Annotated in this window: 25 protein-coding genes; 11 read left to right on the top strand and 14 right to left on the bottom strand. The window is 73.9% G+C overall.

Going from position 1 to position 23,067, the window contains the following annotated elements:
* Positions 1-11: 11 nt before the first annotated feature.
* Complete coding sequence (locus OHA91_RS34610) at positions 12-533, bottom strand: MarR family winged helix-turn-helix transcriptional regulator (protein WP_328740669.1); 522 nt, start codon at positions 531-533, stop codon at positions 12-14.
* Positions 534-641: 108 nt separating this feature from the next.
* Between OHA91_RS34610 and OHA91_RS34615 the strand changes: the two genes are divergently transcribed.
* Complete coding sequence (locus tag OHA91_RS34615; RefSeq protein ID WP_328740670.1) at positions 642-1,007, top strand: HGxxPAAW family protein; 366 nt, start codon at positions 642-644, stop codon at positions 1,005-1,007.
* A 171-nt stretch (positions 1,008-1,178) separates the two neighbouring features.
* Positions 1,179-1,385, top strand: a complete 207-nt coding sequence (locus OHA91_RS34620) for a cold-shock protein (protein WP_030848526.1) — start codon at positions 1,179-1,181, stop codon at positions 1,383-1,385.
* Between the two features lie 77 nt (positions 1,386-1,462).
* Here the strand turns inward: OHA91_RS34620 and OHA91_RS34625 are convergent, their stop codons facing one another.
* Together OHA91_RS34625 and OHA91_RS34630 are read right to left on the bottom strand one after the other, a co-directional pair.
* Complete coding sequence (locus tag OHA91_RS34625; RefSeq protein WP_031157334.1) at positions 1,463-2,032, bottom strand: TetR/AcrR family transcriptional regulator; 570 nt, start codon at positions 2,030-2,032, stop codon at positions 1,463-1,465.
* Positions 2,029-2,382, bottom strand: coding sequence for a DUF1304 domain-containing protein (locus OHA91_RS34630; protein ID WP_266505605.1), 354 nt, complete (start codon positions 2,380-2,382; stop codon positions 2,029-2,031). Before OHA91_RS34630 ends, OHA91_RS34625 begins: the two co-directional genes overlap by 4 nt.
* A 100-nt stretch (positions 2,383-2,482) precedes the next feature.
* Between OHA91_RS34630 and OHA91_RS34635 the strand changes: the two genes are divergently transcribed.
* Positions 2,483-3,466 (top strand): BtrH N-terminal domain-containing protein, encoded by a 984-nt coding sequence (locus OHA91_RS34635; RefSeq protein WP_266505602.1) that lies wholly within the window; start codon positions 2,483-2,485, stop codon positions 3,464-3,466.
* 26 nt (positions 3,467-3,492) lie between these two features.
* Here the strand turns inward: OHA91_RS34635 and OHA91_RS34640 are convergent, their stop codons facing one another.
* Complete coding sequence (locus tag OHA91_RS34640; protein ID WP_031157341.1) at positions 3,493-3,831, bottom strand: thioredoxin family protein; 339 nt, start codon at positions 3,829-3,831, stop codon at positions 3,493-3,495.
* A 115-nt stretch (positions 3,832-3,946) separates the two neighbouring features.
* Between OHA91_RS34640 and OHA91_RS34645 the strand changes: the two genes are divergently transcribed.
* The 3 genes from OHA91_RS34645 (at position 3,947) to OHA91_RS34655 (ending at position 6,060) form a co-directional block, all read left to right on the top strand.
* The gene (locus OHA91_RS34645) at positions 3,947-4,216 is read left to right on the top strand and encodes a hypothetical protein (RefSeq protein ID WP_031157343.1); all 270 of its coding nucleotides are present in this window, start codon (positions 3,947-3,949) and stop codon (positions 4,214-4,216) included.
* A 185-nt stretch (positions 4,217-4,401) separates the two neighbouring features.
* Positions 4,402-4,758 (top strand): YciI family protein, encoded by a 357-nt coding sequence (locus OHA91_RS34650; RefSeq protein ID WP_030654218.1) that lies wholly within the window; start codon positions 4,402-4,404, stop codon positions 4,756-4,758.
* Between the two features lie 81 nt (positions 4,759-4,839).
* Positions 4,840-6,060 (top strand): RNA polymerase sigma factor, encoded by a 1,221-nt coding sequence (locus tag OHA91_RS34655; RefSeq protein ID WP_266505710.1) that lies wholly within the window; start codon positions 4,840-4,842, stop codon positions 6,058-6,060.
* Between the two features lie 21 nt (positions 6,061-6,081).
* Here OHA91_RS34655 and OHA91_RS34660 read toward each other — a convergent pair whose 3' ends face one another.
* The 4 genes from OHA91_RS34660 to OHA91_RS34675 form a co-directional block, all read right to left on the bottom strand.
* Complete coding sequence (locus OHA91_RS34660; protein WP_051893755.1) at positions 6,082-7,563, bottom strand: condensation domain-containing protein; 1,482 nt, start codon at positions 7,561-7,563, stop codon at positions 6,082-6,084.
* 69 nt (positions 7,564-7,632) lie between these two features.
* Positions 7,633-8,046: a hypothetical protein gene (locus OHA91_RS34665; protein WP_031157351.1), complete on the bottom strand. Its 414-nt coding sequence runs from the start codon at positions 8,044-8,046 to the stop codon at positions 7,633-7,635.
* Between the two features lie 94 nt (positions 8,047-8,140).
* A complete protein-coding gene (locus OHA91_RS34670; protein ID WP_266505585.1) occupies positions 8,141-10,447 on the bottom strand; it encodes an ABC transporter permease in 2,307 nt (768 codons plus the stop codon).
* Complete coding sequence (locus OHA91_RS34675) at positions 10,444-11,154, bottom strand: ABC transporter ATP-binding protein (RefSeq protein WP_031157357.1); 711 nt, start codon at positions 11,152-11,154, stop codon at positions 10,444-10,446. Before OHA91_RS34675 ends, OHA91_RS34670 begins: the two co-directional genes overlap by 4 nt.
* Positions 11,155-11,287: 133 nt before the next feature.
* Between OHA91_RS34675 and OHA91_RS34680 the strand changes: the two genes are divergently transcribed.
* Both OHA91_RS34680 and OHA91_RS34685 read left to right on the top strand, forming a co-directional pair.
* Positions 11,288-12,148, top strand: coding sequence for a sensor histidine kinase (locus OHA91_RS34680; RefSeq protein ID WP_266505581.1), 861 nt, complete (start codon positions 11,288-11,290; stop codon positions 12,146-12,148).
* Positions 12,145-12,867 carry a response regulator transcription factor gene (locus OHA91_RS34685; protein WP_328740671.1) on the top strand — a complete coding sequence of 241 codons (723 nt, stop codon included), beginning with the start codon at positions 12,145-12,147 and terminating at the stop codon, positions 12,865-12,867. Before OHA91_RS34680 ends, OHA91_RS34685 begins: the two co-directional genes overlap by 4 nt.
* 7 nt (positions 12,868-12,874) lie before the next feature.
* Here OHA91_RS34685 and OHA91_RS34690 read toward each other — a convergent pair whose 3' ends face one another.
* Together OHA91_RS34690 and OHA91_RS34695 are read right to left on the bottom strand one after the other, a co-directional pair.
* On the bottom strand, positions 12,875-14,437 hold the full coding sequence (locus OHA91_RS34690; RefSeq protein ID WP_328741204.1) for a hypothetical protein: 1,563 nt from the start codon (positions 14,435-14,437) through the stop codon (positions 12,875-12,877).
* A complete protein-coding gene (locus tag OHA91_RS34695) occupies positions 14,434-15,360 on the bottom strand; it encodes a LysR family transcriptional regulator (protein WP_037633814.1) in 927 nt (308 codons plus the stop codon). The genes OHA91_RS34690 and OHA91_RS34695 overlap by 4 nt, the downstream gene beginning before the upstream one ends.
* Positions 15,361-15,431: 71 nt before the next feature.
* Between OHA91_RS34695 and OHA91_RS34700 the strand changes: the two genes are divergently transcribed.
* Entirely contained in the window at positions 15,432-16,364 is a 933-nt protein-coding gene (locus tag OHA91_RS34700) for an NAD-dependent epimerase/dehydratase family protein (RefSeq protein WP_031157369.1), read from the top strand.
* Positions 16,365-16,434: 70 nt separating this feature from the next.
* Here OHA91_RS34700 and OHA91_RS34705 read toward each other — a convergent pair whose 3' ends face one another.
* Positions 16,435-16,947: a hypothetical protein gene (locus OHA91_RS34705; RefSeq protein ID WP_158714893.1), complete on the bottom strand. Its 513-nt coding sequence runs from the start codon at positions 16,945-16,947 to the stop codon at positions 16,435-16,437.
* Between the two features lie 85 nt (positions 16,948-17,032).
* Here OHA91_RS34705 and OHA91_RS34710 point away from each other — a divergent pair, with 85 nt between their 5' ends.
* Both OHA91_RS34710 and OHA91_RS34715 read left to right on the top strand, forming a co-directional pair.
* Entirely contained in the window at positions 17,033-18,163 is a 1,131-nt protein-coding gene (locus OHA91_RS34710) for a DUF2330 domain-containing protein (protein WP_051893863.1), read from the top strand.
* Between the two features lie 107 nt (positions 18,164-18,270).
* Positions 18,271-18,594, top strand: coding sequence for a hypothetical protein (locus tag OHA91_RS34715; RefSeq protein WP_031157373.1), 324 nt, complete (start codon positions 18,271-18,273; stop codon positions 18,592-18,594).
* Between the two features lie 351 nt (positions 18,595-18,945).
* Here the strand turns inward: OHA91_RS34715 and OHA91_RS34720 are convergent, their stop codons facing one another.
* From OHA91_RS34720 to OHA91_RS34730, 3 genes are all read right to left on the bottom strand, one after another.
* Positions 18,946-20,523, bottom strand: a complete 1,578-nt coding sequence (locus tag OHA91_RS34720) for a carboxylesterase/lipase family protein (RefSeq protein WP_328740672.1) — start codon at positions 20,521-20,523, stop codon at positions 18,946-18,948.
* A 149-nt stretch (positions 20,524-20,672) separates the two neighbouring features.
* Positions 20,673-21,596: a 5'/3'-nucleotidase SurE gene (surE, locus tag OHA91_RS34725; RefSeq protein WP_051893760.1), complete on the bottom strand. Its 924-nt coding sequence runs from the start codon at positions 21,594-21,596 to the stop codon at positions 20,673-20,675.
* Between the two features lie 191 nt (positions 21,597-21,787).
* Complete coding sequence (locus OHA91_RS34730) at positions 21,788-23,041, bottom strand: MFS transporter (RefSeq protein WP_031157378.1); 1,254 nt, start codon at positions 23,039-23,041, stop codon at positions 21,788-21,790.
* Between the last annotated feature and the right edge of the window lie 26 nt (positions 23,042-23,067).

The raw sequence follows: 23,067 nt of genomic DNA on the forward strand, positions 1-23,067 counted from the left end.
AAAGAAGATGGTCAACCGCCCATGGTACCAGCGGGGGGCAGGGCCCCGGGGGCGTCCAGCTCGCCCGAGCGGACCTGGGCGCAGTGGGCGCGGACCTCGGCCGCGGCGCGCTCGAAGAAGTCGGCGATCACGGCGGTCTCGTCGGGGGTGTAGTCCGCGAACAGCGTGCCGAGCCGGTCGTAGAACGGCTGGTAGACGGCGAAGACGCGGGCCGCCGCGGCGGGCTCGGCCACGACGCGCACCCGGCGCCGGTCGGCCGGATCGGGCCGGCGGCGCGCGTAGCCGGCCTTCTCGAGGCGGTTGAGCACGCCGGTGACGGCGCCCGTGGTGAGGTCCACCAGCTCGGCCAGGTCGCCGGCGGCGAGGGGGTTCTCCCCGGCGCCCAGGACGTGCCCGAGGCAGGTCAGGTCGGTGACGTTGAGCCCGAGCCGCTGCGCCACCTCCTGCTGGCCGACGATGCCCAGGGCGACGAACTGGTCCATGCGCGAAAGCGCCTCCGCGGCCGTGGCCGCGGGGCGGGGCTTGCCCTGCACGCAAATACTCCTTAGCATCTAAGTTACTTAGCTGGTGAGATACTTACCTCGCGAAATAAGAATCTCCTTGTCCTGAGCCTACTGCTGCCCCTTCGACCAGGGAGAACCATGAGCGCGCACGGTCACGTCGATCTCGGCCACACGGTGGCCGGCTGGACCGGAACCACGTTGGCCCTGCTGGGCTTCGCCGGGGCGGGCGCCGCCGTCTGCGCGGCCTGGCCGCCCGGGATCCTGATCGGCCTCGCCGTCGTCGTCCTGGCCGGGGTCGTCACCTGGCTGCTGCACCTGGCCGGGTGGGGCAAGCCGAGCGGCCCCCGCCCGGAATCCGAATGGGACTGGCGCACCCGCGACACCGCGGCCGGTGCCGGGCACGCCGACTGCCTGGGCTGCCGGGCCGGTGGACCCCGCCGGGCCGTCGCGGCCGCCCGGCCCCGCCCCGCGGCGCGGCTGCCGGCCGCCGGGGAGGGCGCGTGAGCCCGTGGCGGGCGGGCCCGATCCCTCGTATCGCGGACAAGGCGAGCGCAAGTTCGAATGCGCGACGCGCCCCGGTTGGCCGCGTCCGGCGTGTGCTCTGAGGGACTGTTGGGCAGGATCGAGACGGCCGCGCGTGCGGCCCGCAGTGGACCATTGTGAAGGATCAGCAAGATGGCAACAGGTGTCGTGAAGTGGTTCAACTCGGAGAAGGGGTTCGGCTTCATCCAGCAGGACGACGGCGGTCCTGATGTGTTCGTGCACTTCTCCGCGATCCAGACCCAGGGATTCAAGTCGCTGGAGGAGAACGCGCGAGTCGACTACACCGTCACCCAGGGGCCGAAGGGCCCCCAGGCCGAGAACGTGGTCCCCATCGGGTAGCCACCACCACGAGCCGCGTGCCGTGAACGAAGCCCCGCCGGTCCGCCGGCGGGGCTTTCGGCGTCCCGGACCCGGCCTCAGGCGGTGGGGGCCCGGTGCAGGGCCAGGAGCAGCTGCCACAGGTGATCCGCAAGGGCCGTCGGGTCCGCCGGGATCTCCTCGTGCAGCCAGTCCGCGAGGACCCCGGTGAAGGCCGCGGCGACCGCCGAGGCCACCAGCTCGGGCCGGGGCGCGCCCACCGCCGCGCGCTCGGCGCGGGCGCGGGCGCGCAGCTCCCGGTGCAGCCGGTCGCCGAGGGGGCCGCCGCCGCCCGGGAGGAGCAGGGTGCGGTAGAGCGGTGCGCGGGTTGCCGCCCCCGCCAGGAACCCGGCCAGTGCGGCCGGGGGCTTCACCGGGGGGAGCGCCGAGGGGCCGGTCTGCCAGGCGTGCAGGGCGTCGACCGCCGCGTGCACGACGTCCGCGCAGGCGTCGACGGCGAGCGCGGTGAGGTCCTCGTAGTGCAGGTAGAAGGTGGCCCGCCCGACGCCGGCCCGGCGGACCACCGCCGAGACGCTGACCTCCGCGAGCGTCCGGCCGGCGCACTCGGCCAGCAGGCTCTCCCGCAGCCGCCCCTTCGTCCGGGCCGTACGCGGATCCTCCGGGCTCATGCGGCCAGCAGTGCGGCACCGAGCGCGAGGGCGCCCGGTACGGCCTGGGCGACGAGGATCCGGCGGTTGGCCGTCGCCGCACCGAACGCGCCGGCCACGATCACGCAGACGAGGAAGAACACCTGCGTGGCGAGCGAGTCGATGACCAGCCCCCAGACCAGACCGGCGGCGAGGAAGCCGTTGTACAGGCCCTGGTTGGCGGCGAGCGGCGCGGTCAGCCGGGCGGTGTCCGCGTCGAAGCCGTGCAGCGCCCGGCCCGGGGGCCGCTGCCACAGGAACATCTCCAGGACCAGGAAGTACGCGTGCAGCGCGGCCACCAGGCCGATCAGGATCTGAGCGACCGCATGCATGGCCGCCTCCACTTCTCGGGAGAAGGAACGGGTATCGGGGCAACTTCCTGGACAACTGTACAGGAAGTCCGCTGTCCGGCCCCACGGCTACCCTGGCCGCATGCTCCTGTACGAGGACTTCGGCACCGGGCGCCACCGCGAGAGCTCCCTCGTCCGGCACGCCCTCGGCAGCACGCACGACGAGGCGCTCGTCGCAGGCCTCGCAGGCGGCGTCGGCTTCATGTACTTCGTCTTCGACTACGCCGGCCGCCCGCCCCGGCTGACGATCGTCGCCCAGGCCCACCCCGATCCCTGGATCCGCTCCGCGCTCGACCGGCTCCGCGTCCCCTACGACGTGACCCACAGCGCCGGGCCGCGCTGGGACCGCGTGCACGCGGCCCTCGACGCCGGGCACCCGGTGTTCTGCACCGTCGACCGGTCCGGGCTCCCGTGGCACGGCCCCGGCGACGAGATGGCCGGCGCCGATCCGTACACCGTGGTCCTCGCCGGGTACGACGGCGACACCCTGTACGTCGAGGACGCGGCCCGGACGCCGTACCGGATCAGAGAGGAGGAGTTCGGCGCCGCCTGGTCCGGGCACCGCAAGGGCCGCCACGAGATGATCGTGCCCACCGGCCCCGCCGCCGGGGACCCCGACGTCGAAGGGGCCCTCGCCGCCACGGCCGCACGCCTCACCGGACCCGTGCTCGGCAACCGGTTCGACGTCAACTTCGGCTTCTCCGGCATGGAGAAGCTCGCCGCGCACCTGCGCGACACCCGCACCAGGACCGGCTGGGAGCGCCGCTTCGCCGCCCCGGAGGCCTTCCTCGCGGGAACCCGCCGGCTGTACGCCTGCCTGGAGCAGGAGTGGACCGCGCCCGGAGCCACCCGGCCGCTCTACGCCGACTTCCTCGACCTCGTCGGGCGGCCAGGGGCGGCCGCGCTGTTCCGCGAGTCGGCCGGGCACTGGTCCCGGCTCGCGGAGCTGGCCCGCACCGCCGGGCCGGACCAGGGCGCCACGGCCCGGCGCGCGCTCTTCGACGAGTTCGCCGCCCTCGTGGAGCAGGCGCTGGCCCTGGAACGCCGGGCCGTCGCCCTCCTGTGAGCCGGCCGGGTCCGCAGGGCCCGCAGTCAGAGGCGGGCGTCCAGGAACGCCCGGAACTCCTCGACGTCCATCGGGCCCGCCTGGCTCGCGACCGCCTCGCCGTCCTCGATGAGTACGACGGTCGGCGCACCGGTCACCCCGTACCGCTTCGTCGGCCCGGGGCAGCGCGTCATGTCGGTGCGGACGGCCGTCAACCGCGTCCCGTACTCCCGCACCAGCTCGCCGACGACCGCGTCCATCGCGCGGCAGGCCTCCACCGCCTTGGGCCAGGTGCCGCAGAAATAGGCCAGGACGGGCCCCTTCGCCATCGACAGGACGAAGTCGAACTCCTCGTCCTCCTGTGGCCGGTGCACCCCGTGTGCCATGCGTGTCGCTCCTCGCTCGTGCGCCCCTCCGCCGGGAGCGCGGCCTCCATCATCGCCGCCGGCCCGGCGGGCGGCCGCCGGGCCGTTGTCAGTGCTGCCTGTGAAGCTGATCGACATGGACGACAGGATGCTCCGGCGCCGGGTCTACGGCGCCGACCACGAGGACCCCGACCCCGGCCCGCGCCCCGGCCACACCTACGGCGAACTGGTCGGCGGCCCGCTCGACGGGCTCCTCCTGGACATCACGGGCTGGAGCGCGCCCCAGCTCGACGAGGAGGCCCGCCTCCCCACCGAGATAGGGCGCTACGGGGCGGGCGGCCGCGCCCACTACCGCCGCCGCGCGGGAGATCCGGGCCACTGGGACTGGACCGGCGACAGTCGCTGAGCTGCCGCGGACCTGCCGGTGACCCCGCCGTTGGCCTGCCCCGCCGGGCACCCGGCGGAGCCCCCGGTGGCCGCCCCGAAAAATTCCTCGAAGTATTTCCGGAGAGCTGTCGATCCGGGCGCCTCCCGTTCGACGCAAGGGTGAGAGGCGGGGAAGGACCCCGCCCCCGCGACCGAGGAGTCACCATGCCGCGCTTCCTGACGATGATCCGCATCAACGAGCAGGACCTTCCCCCCAACGAGTTCCCGCCGGAGTTCGAGCAGCGCATGGGCGCCCTGCTGGAGGAGATCACCAAGGCCGGCGTCATGCTCGACACCGCGGGACTGCTCCCCACCTCCGAGGCCACCCGCCTCAGCTGGTCCGGCGGGAAGATCAGCTACACCGACGGACCCTTCACCGAGACCAAGGAGGTCGTCGGCGGCTACTCCCTCAGCCAGTGCAAGGACAAGGCCGAGGCGATCGAGTGGACCCGGCGGTTCCTGGAGATCCACCCGGCGGAATGGAACGTCAGCGCCGAGGTCAGGGAGATCCAGGAGATGTGATCCGGGAGAGGTGATCCCGCCCGCTCGTGCCGCGTTTGCCCTGCCTCGTCACGGCTGCTCTGATGGGTGGCCGTGACGGCAGTGGATACGGCCCGGGCGGTCGAAGCGGTGTTCAGGATCGAGTCGGCGCGGATCATCGCCGGCGTCACCCGCATCGTGCGGGACGTCGGCATCGCCGAGGAGATCGCGCAGGACGCCCTCGTCACCGCACTGGAGCAGTGGCCGGAGTCGGGTGTCCCGGACCGACCGGGCGCCTGGCTCATGGCGACCGCCAAGCACCGCGCGATCGACCTGGTCCGCCGCAAGGAGACGTACGCGCGCAAGCTCGCCGAGGTCGGCCGCACCCTGGAGGACGAGCCGCCGCCCGCCGAACCGGCCGAACCCGACGACATCGACGACGACCTGCTGCGCCTGATCTTCACCGCCTGCCACCCCGTCCTGGCCACCGAGTCCCGCATCGCGCTCACCCTGCGCCTGATCGGCGGACTGACGACCCAGGAGATCGCCCGCGCCTTCCTCGCCTCCGAGAGCACCGTCGCCCAGCGCATCGTGCGCGCCAAGCGGACCCTCGCCAAGGCCGCGGTGCCCTTCGAAGTCCCGTACGGGGCCGACCGCGGCGCCCGGCTGTCGTCGGTCCTCGAGGTCATCTACCTGGTCTTCAACGAGGGCTACTCGGCCACCTCCGGCGACGACCTCGTCCGGCCCGCCCTCTGCGAGGACGCCCTGCGCCTGGCCCGCGTCCTGGCGTCCCTCATGCCCGAGGAGGGCGAGGTGCACGGTCTCTCCGCGCTGCTGGAGTTCCAGGCGTCCCGGATCGCCACCCGCACCGGCCCCGACGGCGAACCGGTGCTGCTCGCCGACCAGAACCGGGCCAGGTGGAACCGCCTGCTCATCGCCAGGGGCGCCCGGGCTATGAGCCGCGCCGGCAGCGGCCCGTACTCCCTCCAGGCCGCGATCGCCGGCTGCCACGCGGCCGCCGTCCGCTACGAGGACACGGACTGGGCCAGGATCGCCACCCTCTACGGACGGCTGGTCCAGCTGACCCCCTCACCGGTCGTGGAACTCAACCGGGCGGTGGCGGTCTCCATGGCCGACGGACCCGCGGCCGCCCTGCCGCTCGTCGACGCCCTGGCCCGCGAACCGGCCCTGAACTCCTACCACTTGCTGCCGAGCGTACGGGGCGACCTGCTGGAGCGCCTCGGCCGGCCGGACGAGGCCCGGGCCGAGTTCGAACGCGCGGCCTCGCTCACCCGCAACGAGCAGGAACGCACCCTGCTCCTGCGGCGTGCGGCCGCCCTCTGATCCGCGCTCCCCAGGCCCCGCTCAGCCGCGACGCGCGAAGGCGGCCACGTCCAGCGGGGTCATCCGTGCCGGCCGGCGCTGCGGGGTCAGGGCGACGGGCCGGCGGAAGCCACCGCTGCGGGCGACCTCCTGGACCGTCAGGCGCAGCGCCTCCTGGAAGTCGCGCATGGTGCGGCGGGCCGCCGGGGTGTCGACGTAGATGGAGTTCATGTGCAGGCCGTCCGTGTCGCGCTGGAACCACGAGCAGGCCCCGTTGGCCCGCGCCGACCACACGTGGGTGGTGGGCCGCCAGTCCTCGTGGCGCTCGGCGCCCGGGCACTTGCGCATGTCGATGTACGAGAAGAAGTTCACCGGGTACGGCCAGGAGCGGGCGGCGAACTCCTCGGGCGCCAGCAGCTCCCACGCGCGCACGAACGGAATGTCGAGATGGGTCATCATCTCGCCGAACCCGGCCCGGACCGAAGCCATCACCTGGGCGAAGTCCCGGCCGGGCGAGGCGTCGAACTCGATCGGCAGCGTGTTGACGAACCAGCCCACCGAGTTCGTCCAGGTGCTCCGGCCGCGCTCGCTGACCGGCATGAAGCCCCGGTAGACGCCCGGCCCGCCGGCCTCGCGCAGACACACGGCCACCGAGCCGAGCACGCCCATGAAGGGCTTCCCGCCGACCGCCAGGCAGGTCTTCTCGAAGACCTCCGCCTCACCGGCGTCCAGCAGCATCGACGCCTCGTTGACGATGGGGTACATGCGGCCCGGCTCCACACCGAGATCGAGGGGGAAGCGCGGGAAGAACTCGCCCGCCGGCCCCATGAACGCCTTCCAGTAGTCCAGACGGCCGTCGCCGGCGTCGATGGACAGGTAGCGGCGGCGCTGCTCCTCGGCGAAGTCGAGATAGCTGGGCGCCGGGGGCAGTTCGGCTGCTTCGCCGCGGCACAGGCCCTCGTAGGCGGTCAGCACCTCGCGGGCCACGATGGGCATCGACATGCCGTCGCAGACGATGTGGTCGAAGGCCAGGTAGACGGTCGCCGAGTCCTCGCGGACCACCGCGCCCATGATGAACAGCGGCCAGGACAGGGTGTCGATGCTCCGCTTGAACCGTTCGACGAGGAAGTCGCTCAGCACCCCGGCGTCCTCGAAGGTGCCCACGAGCTCGGGATCGAGGGTGAGCGTGGCGGGGGCGAACGGCTCGCAGGCCACCTCACCGGCCAGCCGCCGGAACGCGCAGCGCAGGACCTCGTGCCGCTGGACGAAGGAGAGCAGCGCCTGGGCCAGGGCCCGTTCGTCCAGAGGGCCGGTCACCTCGAAGGTGACTGCGACCCAGGACGCGACGGGGTCGTCGGCGGCCCGGCTCTCCTCGGCGACGGTGAAGTGCTTGTCCTGGTTGAAGGACGCTTTCCGGCTCGCCGGGTCACCCGGCCCGTCGCCCTCCGCCGCGGTGGACCTGAGCCGCCACTCGACCACCCTGCCGGGTGCCACGTGGTGCATCTCCAGAGGAAACTGCCGCATACCGCCATCCCTTCGCCCCCGAGTCAACCCCCAGGCCCTAACGACCCCCGGCCCGGGGAAGTGACGGAATCACTCCTGCGGGGCGGGCGGCGGGCCGGCGGGGTCCTTCCGCCTGCGGAGGGCGGCCTCGAAGAGGGTCCAGCCGTCGATCTCCAGGCCGGACGGGCCGTCGGGACGCCACCCCCGGTCCCGGGCCTCCTCCATCAGGGCCCGGACGGTGCCGGGTTCGTGCAGGTACAGGGACTCGGTCGTGGTGAGCGACACCTCCCCGGAGACCATCGGGTAGCCGGTCGGGACGAGCCTGCCGGGGCCTTCCCGGAAGACGATGCGCAGGGCTCCGCGAGCCCCTGCCAGGTGGACGGTGAGCGACTCGCAGCAGTCGCGGTCGGGTCCGCCCGGTCTGCTGTGGGAGTGGCGCACCGACCGCGTGTAGGTGTGCCCGTCCACGACCAGACGCCGGGCCTTGTTCGGATTGCGGGGCATCAGGGGCTCCTTTCCTGGATGTCCGGGTGCCGGGGGAGCAGCCTACGAAGCCCCGGACGCCGGCCGCATCCGCAATTCCTCCCTGTTCGAGGGCCTATTCGGTGTGCAGGGCCGCCGCGATTGTCGTCCGGGCCGCCGCCCGGGCCGGAACCAGCGCGCCCACGACGGCGATCGCCACCCCCGCGAGCAGCAGGCCGGACAACTGCGGTGCGTCCCATACGTCCTTCATCGACTCCGGGAACGAGACCACCCCGACGTTGTCCACGACCAGCCGGTGCGCGAGGATCCCGAGCGGGATGCCCAGCAGCCCGCCGACCGCGCCCACCCCCGCCACCGAGGTCAGGGTCATCGCCACCACCTGCCGTGGTGTCATCCCGATGGACTTGAGCATGCCGAGGTCCCTGCGGCGCTCCCGGGTGCCCAGGAGGACGGTGTTGAAGACGCCGAGCGACGCGACGGCGCTCAACAGGACCGTGAACACCGTGGAGAAGGCGACGACGGTGGTGGTGGCGGTGTTCCCCCCCTCCGACACCGAGGCGCGCAGCCCCGGGTCGGCGGCCTCGGCCGCCGCGGCGTACGCCCCGGCGTCGGCTCCGGGATCCAGCCGCACCTCGTACTCGACCGGGCGGGCGTCCGGTGCCAGCGGCAGGAGGGTCGGCCAGGAGGCCTCCAGGGCACGGGCGTTGCCCTCGATGAGCTCGCCCACGACGGTCGCGGAGGTCTGCCTGCCGTTGAGCGCCAGGGTGACCCGGTCGCCGAGCCGCAGTCCGTTCTGCGTCAGGAAGGCCGGCCCGGCCACGAGCTCGCCGGCCGCCTCGGGCAGCCGTCCCTCGGCGATCCGACCGGCGGACGAGGCGTCGTCCCCGCGGTAGAAGTCGGCGAAGGCGGGCCGGCTCTGCCCGACCAGGGTCACCTGGGCCAGCGCCCGGGCCCGTACCCCCGCCGCACCGGGCAGGGACCGCAGCCGTTCCTCGATCTGGGCGTCGCCCAGCAGGGGAGCGGACCGGCCGTCGGCCGGACCCCCGGCGTCCACCCTGACCAGGGCGCCGCCGCCGCGTCCGGCCTGGCTGTACGCGAGCATCGTGCTGGTCAGTCCGGTCGCCAGGGTCACCGTGGTGACGCCGAGGAGGACGGCCGCCAGGGTCAGCAGCGTGCGGCCGGGGCGGGCGAACGGCTGGCCCAGGCCCATGCTGACGGCGCGAGGCAGCCGGCTGCCGCCGAGGACGCGCTGGACGCGCAGCCCGCGGCCGGTCAGCGGGGCGCTGCCCGCGCTGATCGCCCGGGCCGCCGGCAGCCGGTGCGCCCGCAGCGCGGGAACCAGCGCGGTGAGCAGGACGAGCGCGGGCATCCCGAGGAGGCAGACGGCCGACACCCACGAGGAGACACCGCCTACGGCGGCCCGGCCGGTCTCGATGCCGGAGAAAGCGATCCTCAGGATGGGTTCGGCCAGCGCGTTGCCGAGCAGGGTGCCGGCCGCGGAGCCGACGAGGGCCGGCACGGCCGTCATCGCCAGGTAGACGGCGACCACCTGGTTCGGGGTGAAGCCCAGGGCCTTGAGCACGCCGATGTGCCGGTAGCCGGAGACGACCGCGCCACTGACGACGTTCCCGACGATCAGGGCGGACACCAGCAGGCCGAGCACGCCGAAGAGCGTCATGAAGGGGAGGTAGGCGTCCGCCAGCGACGAGAAGGCCTTCCTCAGGTCGAGGTGGGTGTGCGCACTGGTCAGTGCCCCCTCGGGCAGCCCGGCGGTGGCCCGTGCCAGTGCGGCGCCCAGCTGTGCGTCCGTCGAGGAGTCGGTGAAGCGGTACAGCATCTGCGCGGTGGCCGGACGCAGCGTGGCCATCTGCTCGGGCGAGACCCAGGCGTCCGCCGACTTGCCCATGCCCGCGGCGAATCCGACGACGGTCAGCGGCGCCGATCCGGGGACCTCCAGCGCGGTTCCGAGCAGTTTCGTTCCGGGCGTGCCCGCGGACGGCCAGGCGACGACGATCTCGCCGGGCGCGGTCGCCCAGCGGCCCTCCAGGACCTGGACCCGGTCGACCGGGCCGCCCGGGTCGGCCCGTCCCACCACTCTCAAGGAGCCGCCGGGCATCCAGAGCCAGCCCTTGGGCACGTCAAGGACGCTCTGCCCGAACGGCCCGGCCGCGGCCGTGACGCCGGGCTGCCGGGCGGTCTGCGCCAGCTGCTCCGGGGTGGCCTTCGCCGTGTCGAACGCCGCCACGGTGTGCGGGCCGCGCTGGGCGGCGTACGCCTTGTCGAACGGGCTGGTGGCGACGTCGAGCAGCCCCAGGGCGAGCAGGACGGTCGTGGTCGAGCAGAGCACGACCAGCCCGATGACGAAGGTCTGGAGCCTGCGGCGCTTCACGGCCGCGCGGGAGGCCCGCCACACGGCGCTCACGCGGTCGCCTCCAGCAGGCTCTGCCGGGCGACGCGGCCGTCGGCGACCTCGACCAGACGGCTGGCGCAGCGGGTGGCCAGTTCCGGGTCGTGCGTGACGATCAGCAGTGTCTGGCCGATCTGGTTGAGGTCGATGAGCAGGTCCATCACCTGCTCGCCCGACCGGCTGTCGAGGGCGCCGGTCGGTTCGTCCGCGAGCAGCAGCGCCGGACGGTTCATCAGGGCACGTGCCACGGCGACCCGTTGGCGTTCGCCACCGCTCAGCGTCGCCGGATAGTTGTTCCGGCGGTCGGCCACGCCGAGCTCGTCGAGGAGTTCCAGGGCCCGGCGGCGCGCCTGACGGGCCGGGGTGCCGGTCAACTGGGCGGCCAGCGCCACGTTGTCCAGGGCGGGAAGGTCGTCGATGAGGTTGAAGAACTGGAAGACCATGCCGATGTGCCGGCGCCGGAACAGCGCCAGCCCCGTCTCGTTGAGCCCGCCCAGGTCATGCCCCTGCACCTCGACGGTGCCCGACGTCGGCCGGTCCAGCCCGGCCACCATGTTGAGCAGAGTGGACTTGCCGCAGCCGGAGGGTCCCATCACGGCCACCGCGTCGCCCGCCCGGATCTCCAGGGAGAGGCCGTCCAGGGCCTTCGCGTCGCCGTACTCCTTGTGCACGTCGTCCAGTCGTACGACGACCTGACGTGCGCTGTCCTGATCGGTTGTCATGGCCCCGAACCTAAGGCGGAGGCCGGGGGCGGGGCGTCAGCCCCCGGATGTAAAGGCCGGTGCAGGTCATCCCGGGGATGTACACGCCCGTCCGGCACAATGGCATCCGGGCTTGCAGGGTGGGGAGTTGAGGGTGGGACAGATCATCGCCACGGCCGCCGCCTGCGTCGCGGCGGCAGCGAGCGGGGTACTGGGCACGGCCCTGCTGCGCGCCCGGCGCGCCCACCGGGCGGCGATCGAGGAGCGCGGCTGGCTGCTGGAACGGGAGCGGGAGAGCGCCGCGCGCAGCGCGGTCGACGCCGAACGGGCCAGGATCGCGGCCGAACTCCACGACATCGTCAGCCACAACGTCAGCCTGATGGTGGTCCAGGCCGGAGCCGCCCGCGAGGTGCTCGCCACCCTGCCGGACGAGGCCGCGGCGGCCATGGGCGAGGTGGAACGGGCCGGGCGGAACACGATGACCGAACTGCGGCACCTGCTGGGGCTGCTCGCGCCCGCGCAAGACGGCGCGGACGCCCCGTACGAAGAACAGGTGGCCGCTGCCACCCGGCTGGCGCCGCAGCCGAGCCTGACCCGGCTCAGCGCGCTCATCGACCGGTTCGCTTTCGCCGGCCTGCCGGTGGAGGTGCGCGTGTCCGGCGACCCGCGCCCGCTGCCGGCCGGGATCGACGTCACGGCGTACCGGATCGTCCAGGAGGCGCTCACGAACGCGCTCAAACACGGAGAGGGAGGCAAGACGCAGGTGACGGTGCGGTACGCGGAACACGCGCTGCGCGTGGAGGTGCTGAGCGGCGGAACGAGCGTGCTCTCGGGAGGTGCGCCCGGGCCCCGTCCGCGCACCGCGGGCGGCAGCGCGCCGAAGGCCGAGGGAACCGGGCGGGGCCTGCTCGGCCTGCGCGAACGGGTCGCCGTCTACGGCGGAGACCTCGACGCCCGCCGCCGCCTCGGCGGCGGCTACCGGGTGCGCGCCCGCCTCCCCCTGGACCGGCCGTGACCGCGCCCGCGGCCCCGGCCGCCCCCGCCGCGGCCGACGGGCCGGCGCCCCGCGTGGTGATCGCCGACGACCAGGACCTGGTCCGCACCGGCTTCCGGCTGATCCTGACCGCCCGCGGGATCGACGTGGTCGGCGTCGCCGCCGACGGCGCGGAGGCCGTCGCCCAGGTGCGCCGGCTGCGCCCCGACGTCGTGCTCCTCGACATCCGCATGCCCGTCATGGACGGCCTGGAGGCCGCCCGGCGCATCCTCGCCGACGCCCCCCACTGCCGGGTGATCATGCTGACCACCTTCGACCTCGACCAGTACGTGTACGCCGCCCTCGCCGCCGGGGCGAGCGGCTTCCTGCTCAAGGACGTCACCCCCGAACACCTCGCCGCCGCCGTCCGCCTGGTCGGCACCGGCGACGCGCTGCTCGCCCCGTCGATCACCCGCCGCCTGGTGGAGCGCTGCGCCCCCGGCGCGGCGGCCCGCGACCGCCTGAGCACGGCCGGCAGCCACCGCGAGCTGGCCGCCCTGACACCGCGCGAACGCGAGGTGCTGACCCTGATGGGCCACGGCCGCTCCAACTCCGAACTGGCAGCGGAGCTGACGCTCAGCGCAGCGACGGTGAAGACCCATGTGGCCCGCATCTTCGCGAAGTTGTCGCTGCGCGACCGGGCCCAGGCCGTGGTCCTCGCCTACGAGACCGGCCTGGTGACACCCGGTTCGGGGGGCTGATCGGCCGTCACGGCACCCGCTGGGCCATCACGGCGGGCGGCAGCGAGGGGTTGCCGGCCGCGGCCTCCACCACCTCCGGGTCCGGATCGTCGAGCAGTCCGACGACGACCGCCGCCGGGAGCGCCGGATGGGCGGCGGCGCGCACCCGCGACCTGCCGCCGCCCAGGCAGGGCAGCAGCGCCTCGGCGGTCGCGTTGGAGTGCGAGGCGATCTCCCGCAACGCCCGTCGTACGGGCGGCTCGTGGCGGGCCAGCTCCGCCAGCAGGTCGCCGGGCGCGTCCGGGTTGGCCGCGACCCGAGCGAGGACCTGTCGGCCGTGCAGCGCGACCATGGCCCGCAGCCGCTCAGGGGACAGCCCCGGGTGCGGGGCCACGGCCTTGGCCACCGAGGCGTCGGGATCGGCGGCGAGCCGGTCGCGCAGCTCCGGCGGCAGATCGTGCCGGTGCGCCACGAGCATCCGTACGCGCGGGTTCGCCGACGCGGCCCCCTGCGCGAGTTCCTCCGGGGTGGCGCAGGAGATCCGCGGCAGCGGCTCCGGGCCCAGGCGGGTCGTGGAGGTCAACCGCTCCAGTACGTCGAACGGCACCCGGGGATGGTGTGCCACGGCCCGTCGTACCTCGACCTCGGGGTCGGTGGCCGGCACGCGGCTCACCTCCGGGCCGCTCCCCGGGTTCCGCGCGACCGAGGCCCGTACCCGGGGGTCGGGATCACCGGCGAGGCGGGCATAGACCTCCGCCGGCAGACCGGGGTGCTCGGCGACCGCCCACCGCAGCAGCACAGAGGGGTGTTCCGCGAAGGCCGCCACGGCTTCCGGGGGAGTGGCCGGGTTGGCCAGGGCCCGTTGCCGGGTGCCGTGGACGGTCGAGCCGTGTGTCCCGTCGCATGCGGCGTCGGCCGGCAGATCGCAGTCGGCGTCCGGGCAGTGCGGGTCATGGATGAAGGGGATCTCCCGGCCGTCGCACACCAGGCAGGAGCGGGCCGGTGGCAGACCGGCTCCGGTGAGCAGAGCTGCCAGCGCGGCGGGCGGCACGGCCTCGTTGTAGGCGACCGCCCGCCGGACCTCGGCGTGCGGGTGCCGAGCGAGGCGGTCCGCCACCGGGGCGGACGTCGTCCACAGCGCGAGCTCGGCTGCCACCTCGGGGTCCGGGTCCGCGGCCAGGGCGTCCTCGACGTCCGCGGGCAGCCCGGGGCAGGAGGCGAGCCGCCAGCGCAGCGACGGGTCGGGGTCCGCGGCGAACCGGCGGGCCCACTCCGGGAGGCCGCGACCCTCGTCGAGGAGGGCGAGGGCCGCGAGCGGCCACACGGCCGGGTCGACGTCGTCGGCGCCCAGGTGCCCGTCGCGGGCGAGCCGTGCCGGGGTGTCCTCGTCGAGCGCGGCCAGGGCCGCCACCTGCGCGGGGCCGAGGTCGGTGCGCTCGCACAGGTGCCAGACCAGCACGTCGGCGAGATAGTCGAAGGGGTCGGCGGGGTCCGACGGGTCGGGCGCCGCCGTGGCAAGCGCGATCAGCCGGTCGACCAGCTCGGGCGGCAGTGCGGGATTGGCGGCGAGGCCGCACAGGAGGCGGTTCAGGGAAGGGCTCCGATCGGTGTGGCGCCGGCGGTGGCGGCGGCGGCCGTGAGGGCATCGGCCAGCGCTTCGGCACAGCGGTTCGCGTGGCGGCGGCGCGGCAGGACCAGGCCGATGTGCCGGGCGGGACGCGGGGGTTCGACCCGGACCGCGACCGCCTCCGGGACGCCGGCCAGCGCGACCTGCGGGACGAGGGAGACCCCGACCCCCGCCGCGACCAGTGTCTGGGCGAAGAAGTAGTCGGTGGTGGAGGCACCCACGCGCAGGTCGAAACCGGCGAGCTCCGCATAACGGCGCAGGAAGGCCTCCGTCTTGAGGCAGCCGAGCACCCACCGGTCGCCGGCCAGCTCGCCGAGGTCCACCGAGGGCCGGCCGGCCAGGCGGTGGCCGCGCGGCAGCACCAGCCACAGCGGATCCTCCGCCAGCGGCCGCCAGGCGAGGCCCGGACGCCCATCCGGACGCACCGGCGGCGGCCCGTCGAAGTGGTAGGCGAGTGCGAGGTCCGCCGCCCCGCCACGCACCATCGGCACGGCGTCCTCCGGTTCGCTCTCCAGCACCGTCAGCTCCACCTCCGGGTGCGCTTCCACGAACCGGGAGAGCGCCGCCGGCAGCAGATGCCGGCCCCCGCTGGTGAAGGTGGCGACGGTCAGCCGCGGCCGATCCTGCGCCAGCCGGTCGATCGCCCGGCGCACCTGGTCCAGTTCCGCGGAGATCGTCTCCGCCGCCTCCACCAGCAGCCGCCCCGGCTCCGTGAGCGTGACACCGCGCGTGCTGCGCACCGCCACCGGCTGGCCGAGCGTGCGCTCCAGCGCCGCGATGTGCTGGGAGACGGCCGACGGGGTCAGCAGCAGTGCCCCGGCCGCCTTGTTGAAACTGCCGTGCTCGGCCACCGCCCGCAGGACGCGCAACCGCTGCACATCGATCATCAGTTTTCCTTACGACCCGTTCAGCAGCTGGTCGGTTCCGCTGGGGACGATACAACGCGAGAGTCGGACGCATGAAGCGGATTCTTGTCATCGGCGGTAGCCGGTACTTCGGGAAGTCCCTGGTCACGCAGCTGCGCGACGCGGGGAGCACGGTCACGGTCCTCAACCGGGGCTCCAGCCCCCCACCTCCCGGCGTGGGCCTCCTCCTGGCCGACCGCGACGACGAGGCCGGGCTGCGGGCGGCGCTGGGCCGGCGCGACTTCGACGTGGTCGTCGACCAGGTCTGCTACACACCGCTCCAGGCCGCCGTCGCCCGCCGGGTGTTCGCCGGAAGGACCGGGCGCTACGTGATGACCTCGACGATGGAGGTGTACGACCCGGCCACCCTCCCCGCCGGCTCCGCGCCGCACACCGTACCCGTCGCCGAGGAGTCCCTGGACCCCACGCGCCCGCCGCTTCCGCTCGGGGAGGAGCCCGGCAGTCCCTCGCGGGCCGACGCCGCCCACGCCTACGCGGAGGGCAAGCGTCGGGCCGAGGCCGTCTTCCTGCACGAGCCGCCCTTCCCCTACGTCAGCGTGCGGACCGCGCACGTCCTCGGCGGCGGCCGGGCGGAGTTCACCGGACGCCTCGCGCACTACGTGGAGCGGATCGGCGCCGGGACCCCGGTCGACGTCCACCGGTCCCCGTACGGCACCTCGTTCATCCACCACCTGGAGATGGCCGATTTCCTCCGGTGGACGGCGGGGGAGACCTTCACCGGGCCCGTCAACGCCGCCTCGCACGGCGCCCCGGACGTGCTCGCACTCTGTGCGACGGTCGCGGAACAGCTCGGACGGCGGCCCCGCCACCGGGTCGTCGAAGCGGGCGCCGACGCCTCGCCGTTCTCCTTCGACCGCGCCTACGCCATGGACAACGGCAGGGCCGCGGCCCTGGGCTTCACCTTCGGCCGGGTCGCCGACTGGCTGCCCGGCGCGGTCGCCGAGACCGCACGCGCCACCGCCTGACGGGGCCGGCCGCCGACCCGTCTCGGACCCCTCGCCTGCCTGGAGCGAAACCTGTCGCCGACCTGTCGCGTCAGGACATCGGCACGCCGAGGATCTCCAGGATGCCCTCCGCGTACGCGGCCGTCCCGGAGCCCGGTACGGCGGCCAGTTCCCGCCGGAAACCGTCTACACCGGTGCGGATGAAGGCGGCGCACTGCCCGTGCAGCCCCGCCTCGTGCGTGCCGCCGTCGTCCACCGTGCACAACAGGGCCAGCAGGGTCCACAGCAGCGCCTCACGGGTCGCCCGCCGGGGCGGACGCGCCGACCACACCGCCATCAGCACGGCGCACACCGCCGGAGCAGGCGGTTTCAGATGCTGTGCGAAGAAGACATGGCCCTCCAGCGCGTGGAACGCGGCGGGATGCCCCTCGGCGGCGTCGCGCACGGCGTCCACCAGATGGCCCGCGGACCGGCCGCAGCCGCACTCGATGCCCTCCCAGTCGTGCCGGGCGATCTCCGCCACCACGGAGTCCGGAACCATCGGGCTGCGCGGTAGCGCGTTCTGGCGCCGCAGAGCGTGCGGCTGCTTCTCACTCCCCCTCATGCGCCACAGTATGAGCCAGGGCGGATCGTGCAGCGAGAGGGGGCGGAACCGGATCACCCGGTCGGCCGTCCCAGACCCCGTGTGGATGAAACGAAGGATCCTGATTCTGCTGTTCGCCCTGCTTGCGACGCAGGTGGGGGCGCTGGTCAACCCCGCCTACGCCTGCGGCTGCGGGGCGATGATCCCCGACGGCCAGTCCCGCATCGGCGTCGACCGGGAGACCTCCGTCGTGCGCTGGGACGGGCGCACGGAACAGATCGTGATGCGCTTCACCGTCGGCGGGAACGCACAGCGGGCCGCCTGGATCATGCCGGTGCCGGGGCGCGCCACCGTGGAACTGGGCGACGGGGACATGTTCGACGAACTGCGCGAACTGACCCGGCCCGAGCGCAGGACCCGCAGCTACTTCTGGCCGCGCGACGGCGACTGGCCCTTCTCCCGCAACACGGGCGACGGCGCGGGCGCCCCGGCGCCGGGCGCCGCCCCGCCCGTGGGCGTGGTCGGCCGCGAGCAGCTCGGCGACTTCGACGTGGCCCGGCTCACCGCGACCGACCCCGACGCCCTGAAGAACTGGCTGGAGAGCAACGGCTTCCAGCTCCCCGACCGCCTCGCCACCGAGGTCAAGCCGTACGTCGACCAGCACTGGGAGTACGTGGCGATACGCCTCGCCCCGCGCGACGCCGGAAAGGGCAAGGTGCTCCGGGGCGACCTGGATCCGCTGAAGATCCGCTTCGACAGCGACCGGCTGGTCTACCCGATGCGGCTCTCCCGCATGGCGAAGACGCCGCAGTCACTCGGCCTGTACGTACTGGCGGACCACCGCATGGAACCCGCCACGAGGATCGGCGGCTCCGCACCCAAGGTGACCTTCGCGGGCACCATCGAGCCGGAGGACGGCCCGCTCGCCGCCCTCGCCGATGGAAAGCCGGTGTTCCTGACCGCGATCGAGCAGGAGTTCCCGGAGCCGGACCGCATCGACGCCGACCACGAACTGCGCGCGACGCCGAAGGACACCCCGTACCGCCGGGCCGTCTACCGCAACGAGCTGCTCACGGTGGGCGGCGGCATCCCGGTCTGGCTCCTGACGGTCACGGCGGCCGCCGCGGCGCTCGCGTCCGCCGCCTACGCACGGACCCGCCGCCGCCGAAGCCGTCGGCTCTCCGGGCTCACGGCCCAGACCGGATCTCACGGTCACGGACGCGGCCCGGGAGGCTGAGCCGTACGGATGGACTCGGGCCGTACGGAGGCGGGTACGGGCCCTCGCCGTGCGAAGCGTCCTACCTTCGCACTGCTTCCTCCACCCCTCCACGAAAGGCAGCACTCGTGCGTTCGATCCGTTGCGCCCTGACCGCTCTCGCCGCCGGCGGCATCATCCTGGCGGGCGCGTCCGCCGCCTCCGCCGACGACACCTTCACCGTCTACGCCCCGGTCAGCAACACGTACTCGATCGTCTTCGGCGACCTGACCCAGGTCGCGGGCGACGACGTCTTCAACGCCGGCCGCGACAACACGGTCGGCTCCCACAACGGCGCTGCGCCGGCCGGTGACATCGGCATGGCGGCCCTGCCGGGCACCCAGGTCCTGAGCAACGAGGCCCTGACGCAGGGTGCCGCCGGCCAGTGGACGGGCAACATCCTCGGCAAGTGAGTCCCGGCTCCTCCGCCCCCTCACCGGGGCGGAGGAGCCCCACGCCGGCCTCACGCCGGCTCAGTCGCACAGTGCCGCGGCCTGTGCCCGGCCCAGCGCCTCGGTGCACGGGACGGGCCGCTCCTTCCTCAGGTTCGCGTCCCCACCCGTAACGCCGCTGCCCGCGCCGCTGAATTCATCGGTCTCCCCCGTTCCGGCCGGCTGTGCCCTTTCGCCCCTCAGCCTGCCGGGCCACCGCCCGGACACCCATCCCGCTGACGCCCGCCCCGGCCCGGGGGCCACCCCCACCCCGACCGTCGCCTTCGGGCGGCGGGCCGACCGGAACCGACGAGCCGACACTCGGGGCCGGGCTCAGAGGACCCTGGGCGGCTGCGTACGCCAGAACGCGCACTGGTGGTCGGCATCGAAGGACGTGGTCGTCCGCGTCGCCGACGGATGCAGGCTCAGGACGGTACTGGTACCGGTACCCGTGCCCGCCGTCGGCCACGCGGCCTGGCCCGGAACGACCGGCGCGCCGAACCGCGCGAACGCGCCCCAGTAGCGCTTCATCCGGTTCCCGAGCGCGACCTGGACCGGGGTCAGCGGGCGCTCGCCCATGGTGAAGTCGTGCAGGTAGGCCAGCTCCGCGCTGTGTGCGTTCGACTGGTCCAGACCCGGCACCTGCGCACCCGCCAGGGTGGGCGAGCGGGGGTCGTCGAACTCGTAGACGAACGTCGGCACCTGGGACGCGAAGAGCTGCGCGGTCCACGCGGTGTGACAGGCGAAGGTCGAGTCCGTCATCAGCGCCGAGAGCGCCAGGTACGGCGAGCCGTGCTCCGCGACCGGATAGCGGGCCAGCACCTCCGGTCCCGCGGCCCCGTACCCGGCGAGGACCTGCGCCGCGTAGTCCTCGGCCGTCAGCCGCGGCTGCGTCAGCGCGACGAAGAAGCGGGCCTCGGAGCGGGTGCTCCCGATCAGGACCGGCACCTTGTTCCAGGCCCAGCTGCCGATCGCCCGCACGGGGGCGACGGGCAGCAGCCCGTCACCGGACGTCGGGCCCGGCGTGGGCAGCGTACGGGCCGCCTCGATCAGGGCCGCTCCGGACGCGCCGCGCAGGCAGGCGGCCACCTCCGCCGGGGCGGAACACCCCGCCCTGGCGGCGAAGGACCGCGCGCGGGCCTCCGCGCCCGCGCTCTCCAGAGTGGCCAGCAGGGTGCACGGACCGCTCTGCAGCACGGCCCGGTGGAAGAGGCCGGCGGCCGGCGGGGCGGCCAGCAGCGCGCAGACGGAGCCGCTGCCCGCGGACTGTCCGGAGACCGTGACGCTTCCCGGATCACCGCCGAAGGCGCCGATGTTCTCCCGGGTCCACCGCAGGGCCTCCAGCTGGTCCATCAGCCCGAAGGACCCCGACCGCAGGGCGTTCTCACGCCCCAGTTCGGGCAGCGCCAGATAACCGAGCTGCCCGAGGCGGTAGTTGATGCTCACCACCACGCTCCCGGTGAGCTCGGCCATGGTGCGCCCGCCGAACTGGGCTCCCGTTCCCTGGCTGTACCCGCCCCCGTGCATCCAGAAGACCACCGGGAGGCGTGCTCCGGGCCGGGCGGTCCGGGGGCGGTACACGTCCAGGTACAGGCAGTCCTCACTGACGGCCTGCGAATCGCCCAGGCCGAACGGCGAGAACTGCAGGCAGGCCGGAGCCTGTCGGGCGGCGTCCCGCACCCCCTGCCAGCGGGCCGGCGGCCGGGGCGCCCGCAGCCGCTGCGTCCCGACCGGGGGAGCGGCGTAGGGGACGCCGAGGAACTCCTGGGCGCCGTCCCGTGCCTGGCCGCGCAGCGTGCCCTGCGCGACGGTCACCACCGGACGCGGTGGTCCGCCGGGTGCCGCCGCGGCGGGTGGTACCGCGGCGACCAGGGCCGCCAGGGCCAGGGCCGTGCCGAGCAGGGGTCTCACCGAAGACAGCCGCGACGGCCGCTTCCCGGGCCTCTTCATCCGTCCTCCAGGAATCTCGCGTGGTCGTCGTTCCGGGCGCTTCGCAGGGGCAGGGGCAGGGGCAGGGGGCGGGGCCGCAGGTCGCTCCGCCCCCTGCCGGTTTCCGGGTGTTACGGGCGCAGGCCCGAGATGAGGGTGGAGGTGACGGCCTGGTCGGCCGGACCGGTGTTCCAGTCGCCGTTCATCGGGCTGACGGCGATCCGGCCGGCGCTCACGGCCTCGACGTCGCCGCCCCGGGCCGCGGGCCGCAGGGCCACCTTCACGGTCATCCTCCACGTGCCGTCGCCCGCGTCGGTGAAGTCCGGCTCCAGGACGGTCTGCGGATCCTGGAAGGTCGCGGACACGCCGGCGGCCTTGCCCTTGCCGTCCGTACCGACGACCGGGTGGTTGACGTTCAGACCGACGCCCTGGGGCAGCAGCGGACCGGACCGGGCGCGCGAGCGCAGCCGGTCGATCAGCTTGACCGCGAAGTCGAGCGTCGGCCCCATCGCGTTGACCGTGGTGACCGGGTCGGGAACGGAAAGGCCGCCCGTGCTCAGCGCGATGGCCGGCACGCCGTGTTCGAGCGCGGCGACGGCGCCGCCGACCGTGCCGGAGTGGGTGGCGAGCCCGGCGACGTTCGGGCCGAAGTTGGTGCCGGAGACGACCAGGTCGGGCGCCTTGCCGGCGAAGACCTCGGCGAGCCCGAAGGCGACGGAGTCTCCCGGGGTGCCGTCGACGGCCCAGACCTTCGGCTCGGGGTGCTTCACCGTGACCGAGGGCGCGTTCATCACCTTCGTGCCGGTGCCGCTCTGGTTGGTGAGCGGGGCGACGATCGTGACGTCGTGTCCGGCGGCCGTCAGGCGCTCGAAGGCCTTGCGGATGCCCGGGGCGTCGTAGCCGTCGTCGTTGGTGAGCAGGATCCGCAACGGACCGCCGGAGGCGGGAGCCGGAGCGGGCGCGGTCTGCGGCGCGGCGGCCGCGGGCGCCGTGCCGGCCAGGGCCGGTGCGCACAGCAGCAGGGCGGCCAGCGGCAGAACTCGCTTGCGTCTCACGGGGGCTCCTTCAGAGGGGTGGGAGGAGAGGAAGAGGGTGGGGGTGAGAGGTGAGGGTGACCGGCGGGCGCGCGACCCTCGGCACGCGCCCGCCGGAGTGCTCGACCGGTCGCGACCGGTTCGGCCGGTCGGCCCGGTTCCGACGGGGCCCGACGGGCCCCGGCAGGGGTCTTTCCGGGCCGGGGAGGGCGTCAGCGCACGCTGCGGATCGGGAGGATGGCCAGCGCGCCGATCAGGGAGAGCGCTCCGCCGACCAGGAACAGCGGTGTGTAGCCGCCCAGGGCGGTGACCACGGCCGAGGCGACGAAGGGGGCGATGATCTGCGGACCGGCGTTCGCGATGTTCAGGACGCCCATGTCGCGGGCCGCGTCCTCGGCGCGGGGGAGGACCAGGGTGACCAGCGCGGTGTCCACGGCCATGAAGCAGCCGAAGGCGAGTCCGTTCAGCGCGCTGAAGACGAGCATGCCGGTCCAGGTCGGGCTGACCACGGGGACCACCATGACGAGGCCGGCGAGGGCGGCCGACACCCCGACGAACACCTTGCGGCGGTTCCAGCGGTCGGACAGCAGACCGCCCAGCACGGTGGAGAGGGCCATCGCGACCATCGACACCGGGGTGAGGACCGCCATCGCGGCGGGCGGGGTGAGGCCCTCGGGGAGCGCGATGTGGTCGCCGAGGATGTAGAGCTGGTAGCCGACGACCGAGAAGTAGCCGAGGACCATCAGGGCCCGACCGATGAAGGCCCATCGGAAGTCGTGACTGGCCAGGGACGAGAGGAACGCGGCCAGTTGGGCGCGGAAGGGAACTGGCGGCTTGTCGGCCGCCGGCCCGGTGCGCGGTGCGTCGCGGAAGGAGCCGGTGAGCAGCAGCGCGGCCACGGCGACGATCGCGCCGAAGACGAGGTAGCCGGTGCGCAGGTGCTCGGCGGTCTGGGAGGCGACGAGTACGCCGACGGTGCCGCCGATCGGAAGGCCCAGTCCCACCAGGGCGGACGCGGTGCCGCGCCGGGCCGCCGGGACCCGGTCGGGCACGATCGCGGTGACCGCGGCCTGGTAGATGTTCATGGTGGCCTGGACCAGACACCAGCCGATGCCGACGAGCAGCGCGGTGGTCACGCTGCCGAGGAAGGCCAGACCGGCGAGCGAGGCGAGGGCGCCGCCCAGGATCCAGGGGTTGCGGCGGCCGCTGCGGTCGGAGAGGGCTCCGGCGATCGGGTTGAAGGCGGTCGCGAAGATCGAGCTGATTCCGCCGATCACGCCCAGGACGGCGACCTTGTCGTCGGGTGCGATCGCGGCGACCTGAGTGGGCAGGAGGACGGATCCGACACCCATGTAGACCGCCATCATCGCGGAGTTGGCGACGAGGAGGAGGAGCATCAGCCCGCGGCGGCGGGCGGGCTCGGGGGCCGGAGGGACGGGTGGATCGACTACTTCGTGCGTGGCCATGACGACTCCTCGGGGGACGGAGCGGG

The sequence above is a fragment of the Streptomyces erythrochromogenes genome (genome assembly GCF_036170895.1).
Lineage (GTDB): Bacteria > Actinomycetota > Actinomycetes > Streptomycetales > Streptomycetaceae > Streptomyces > Streptomyces erythrochromogenes.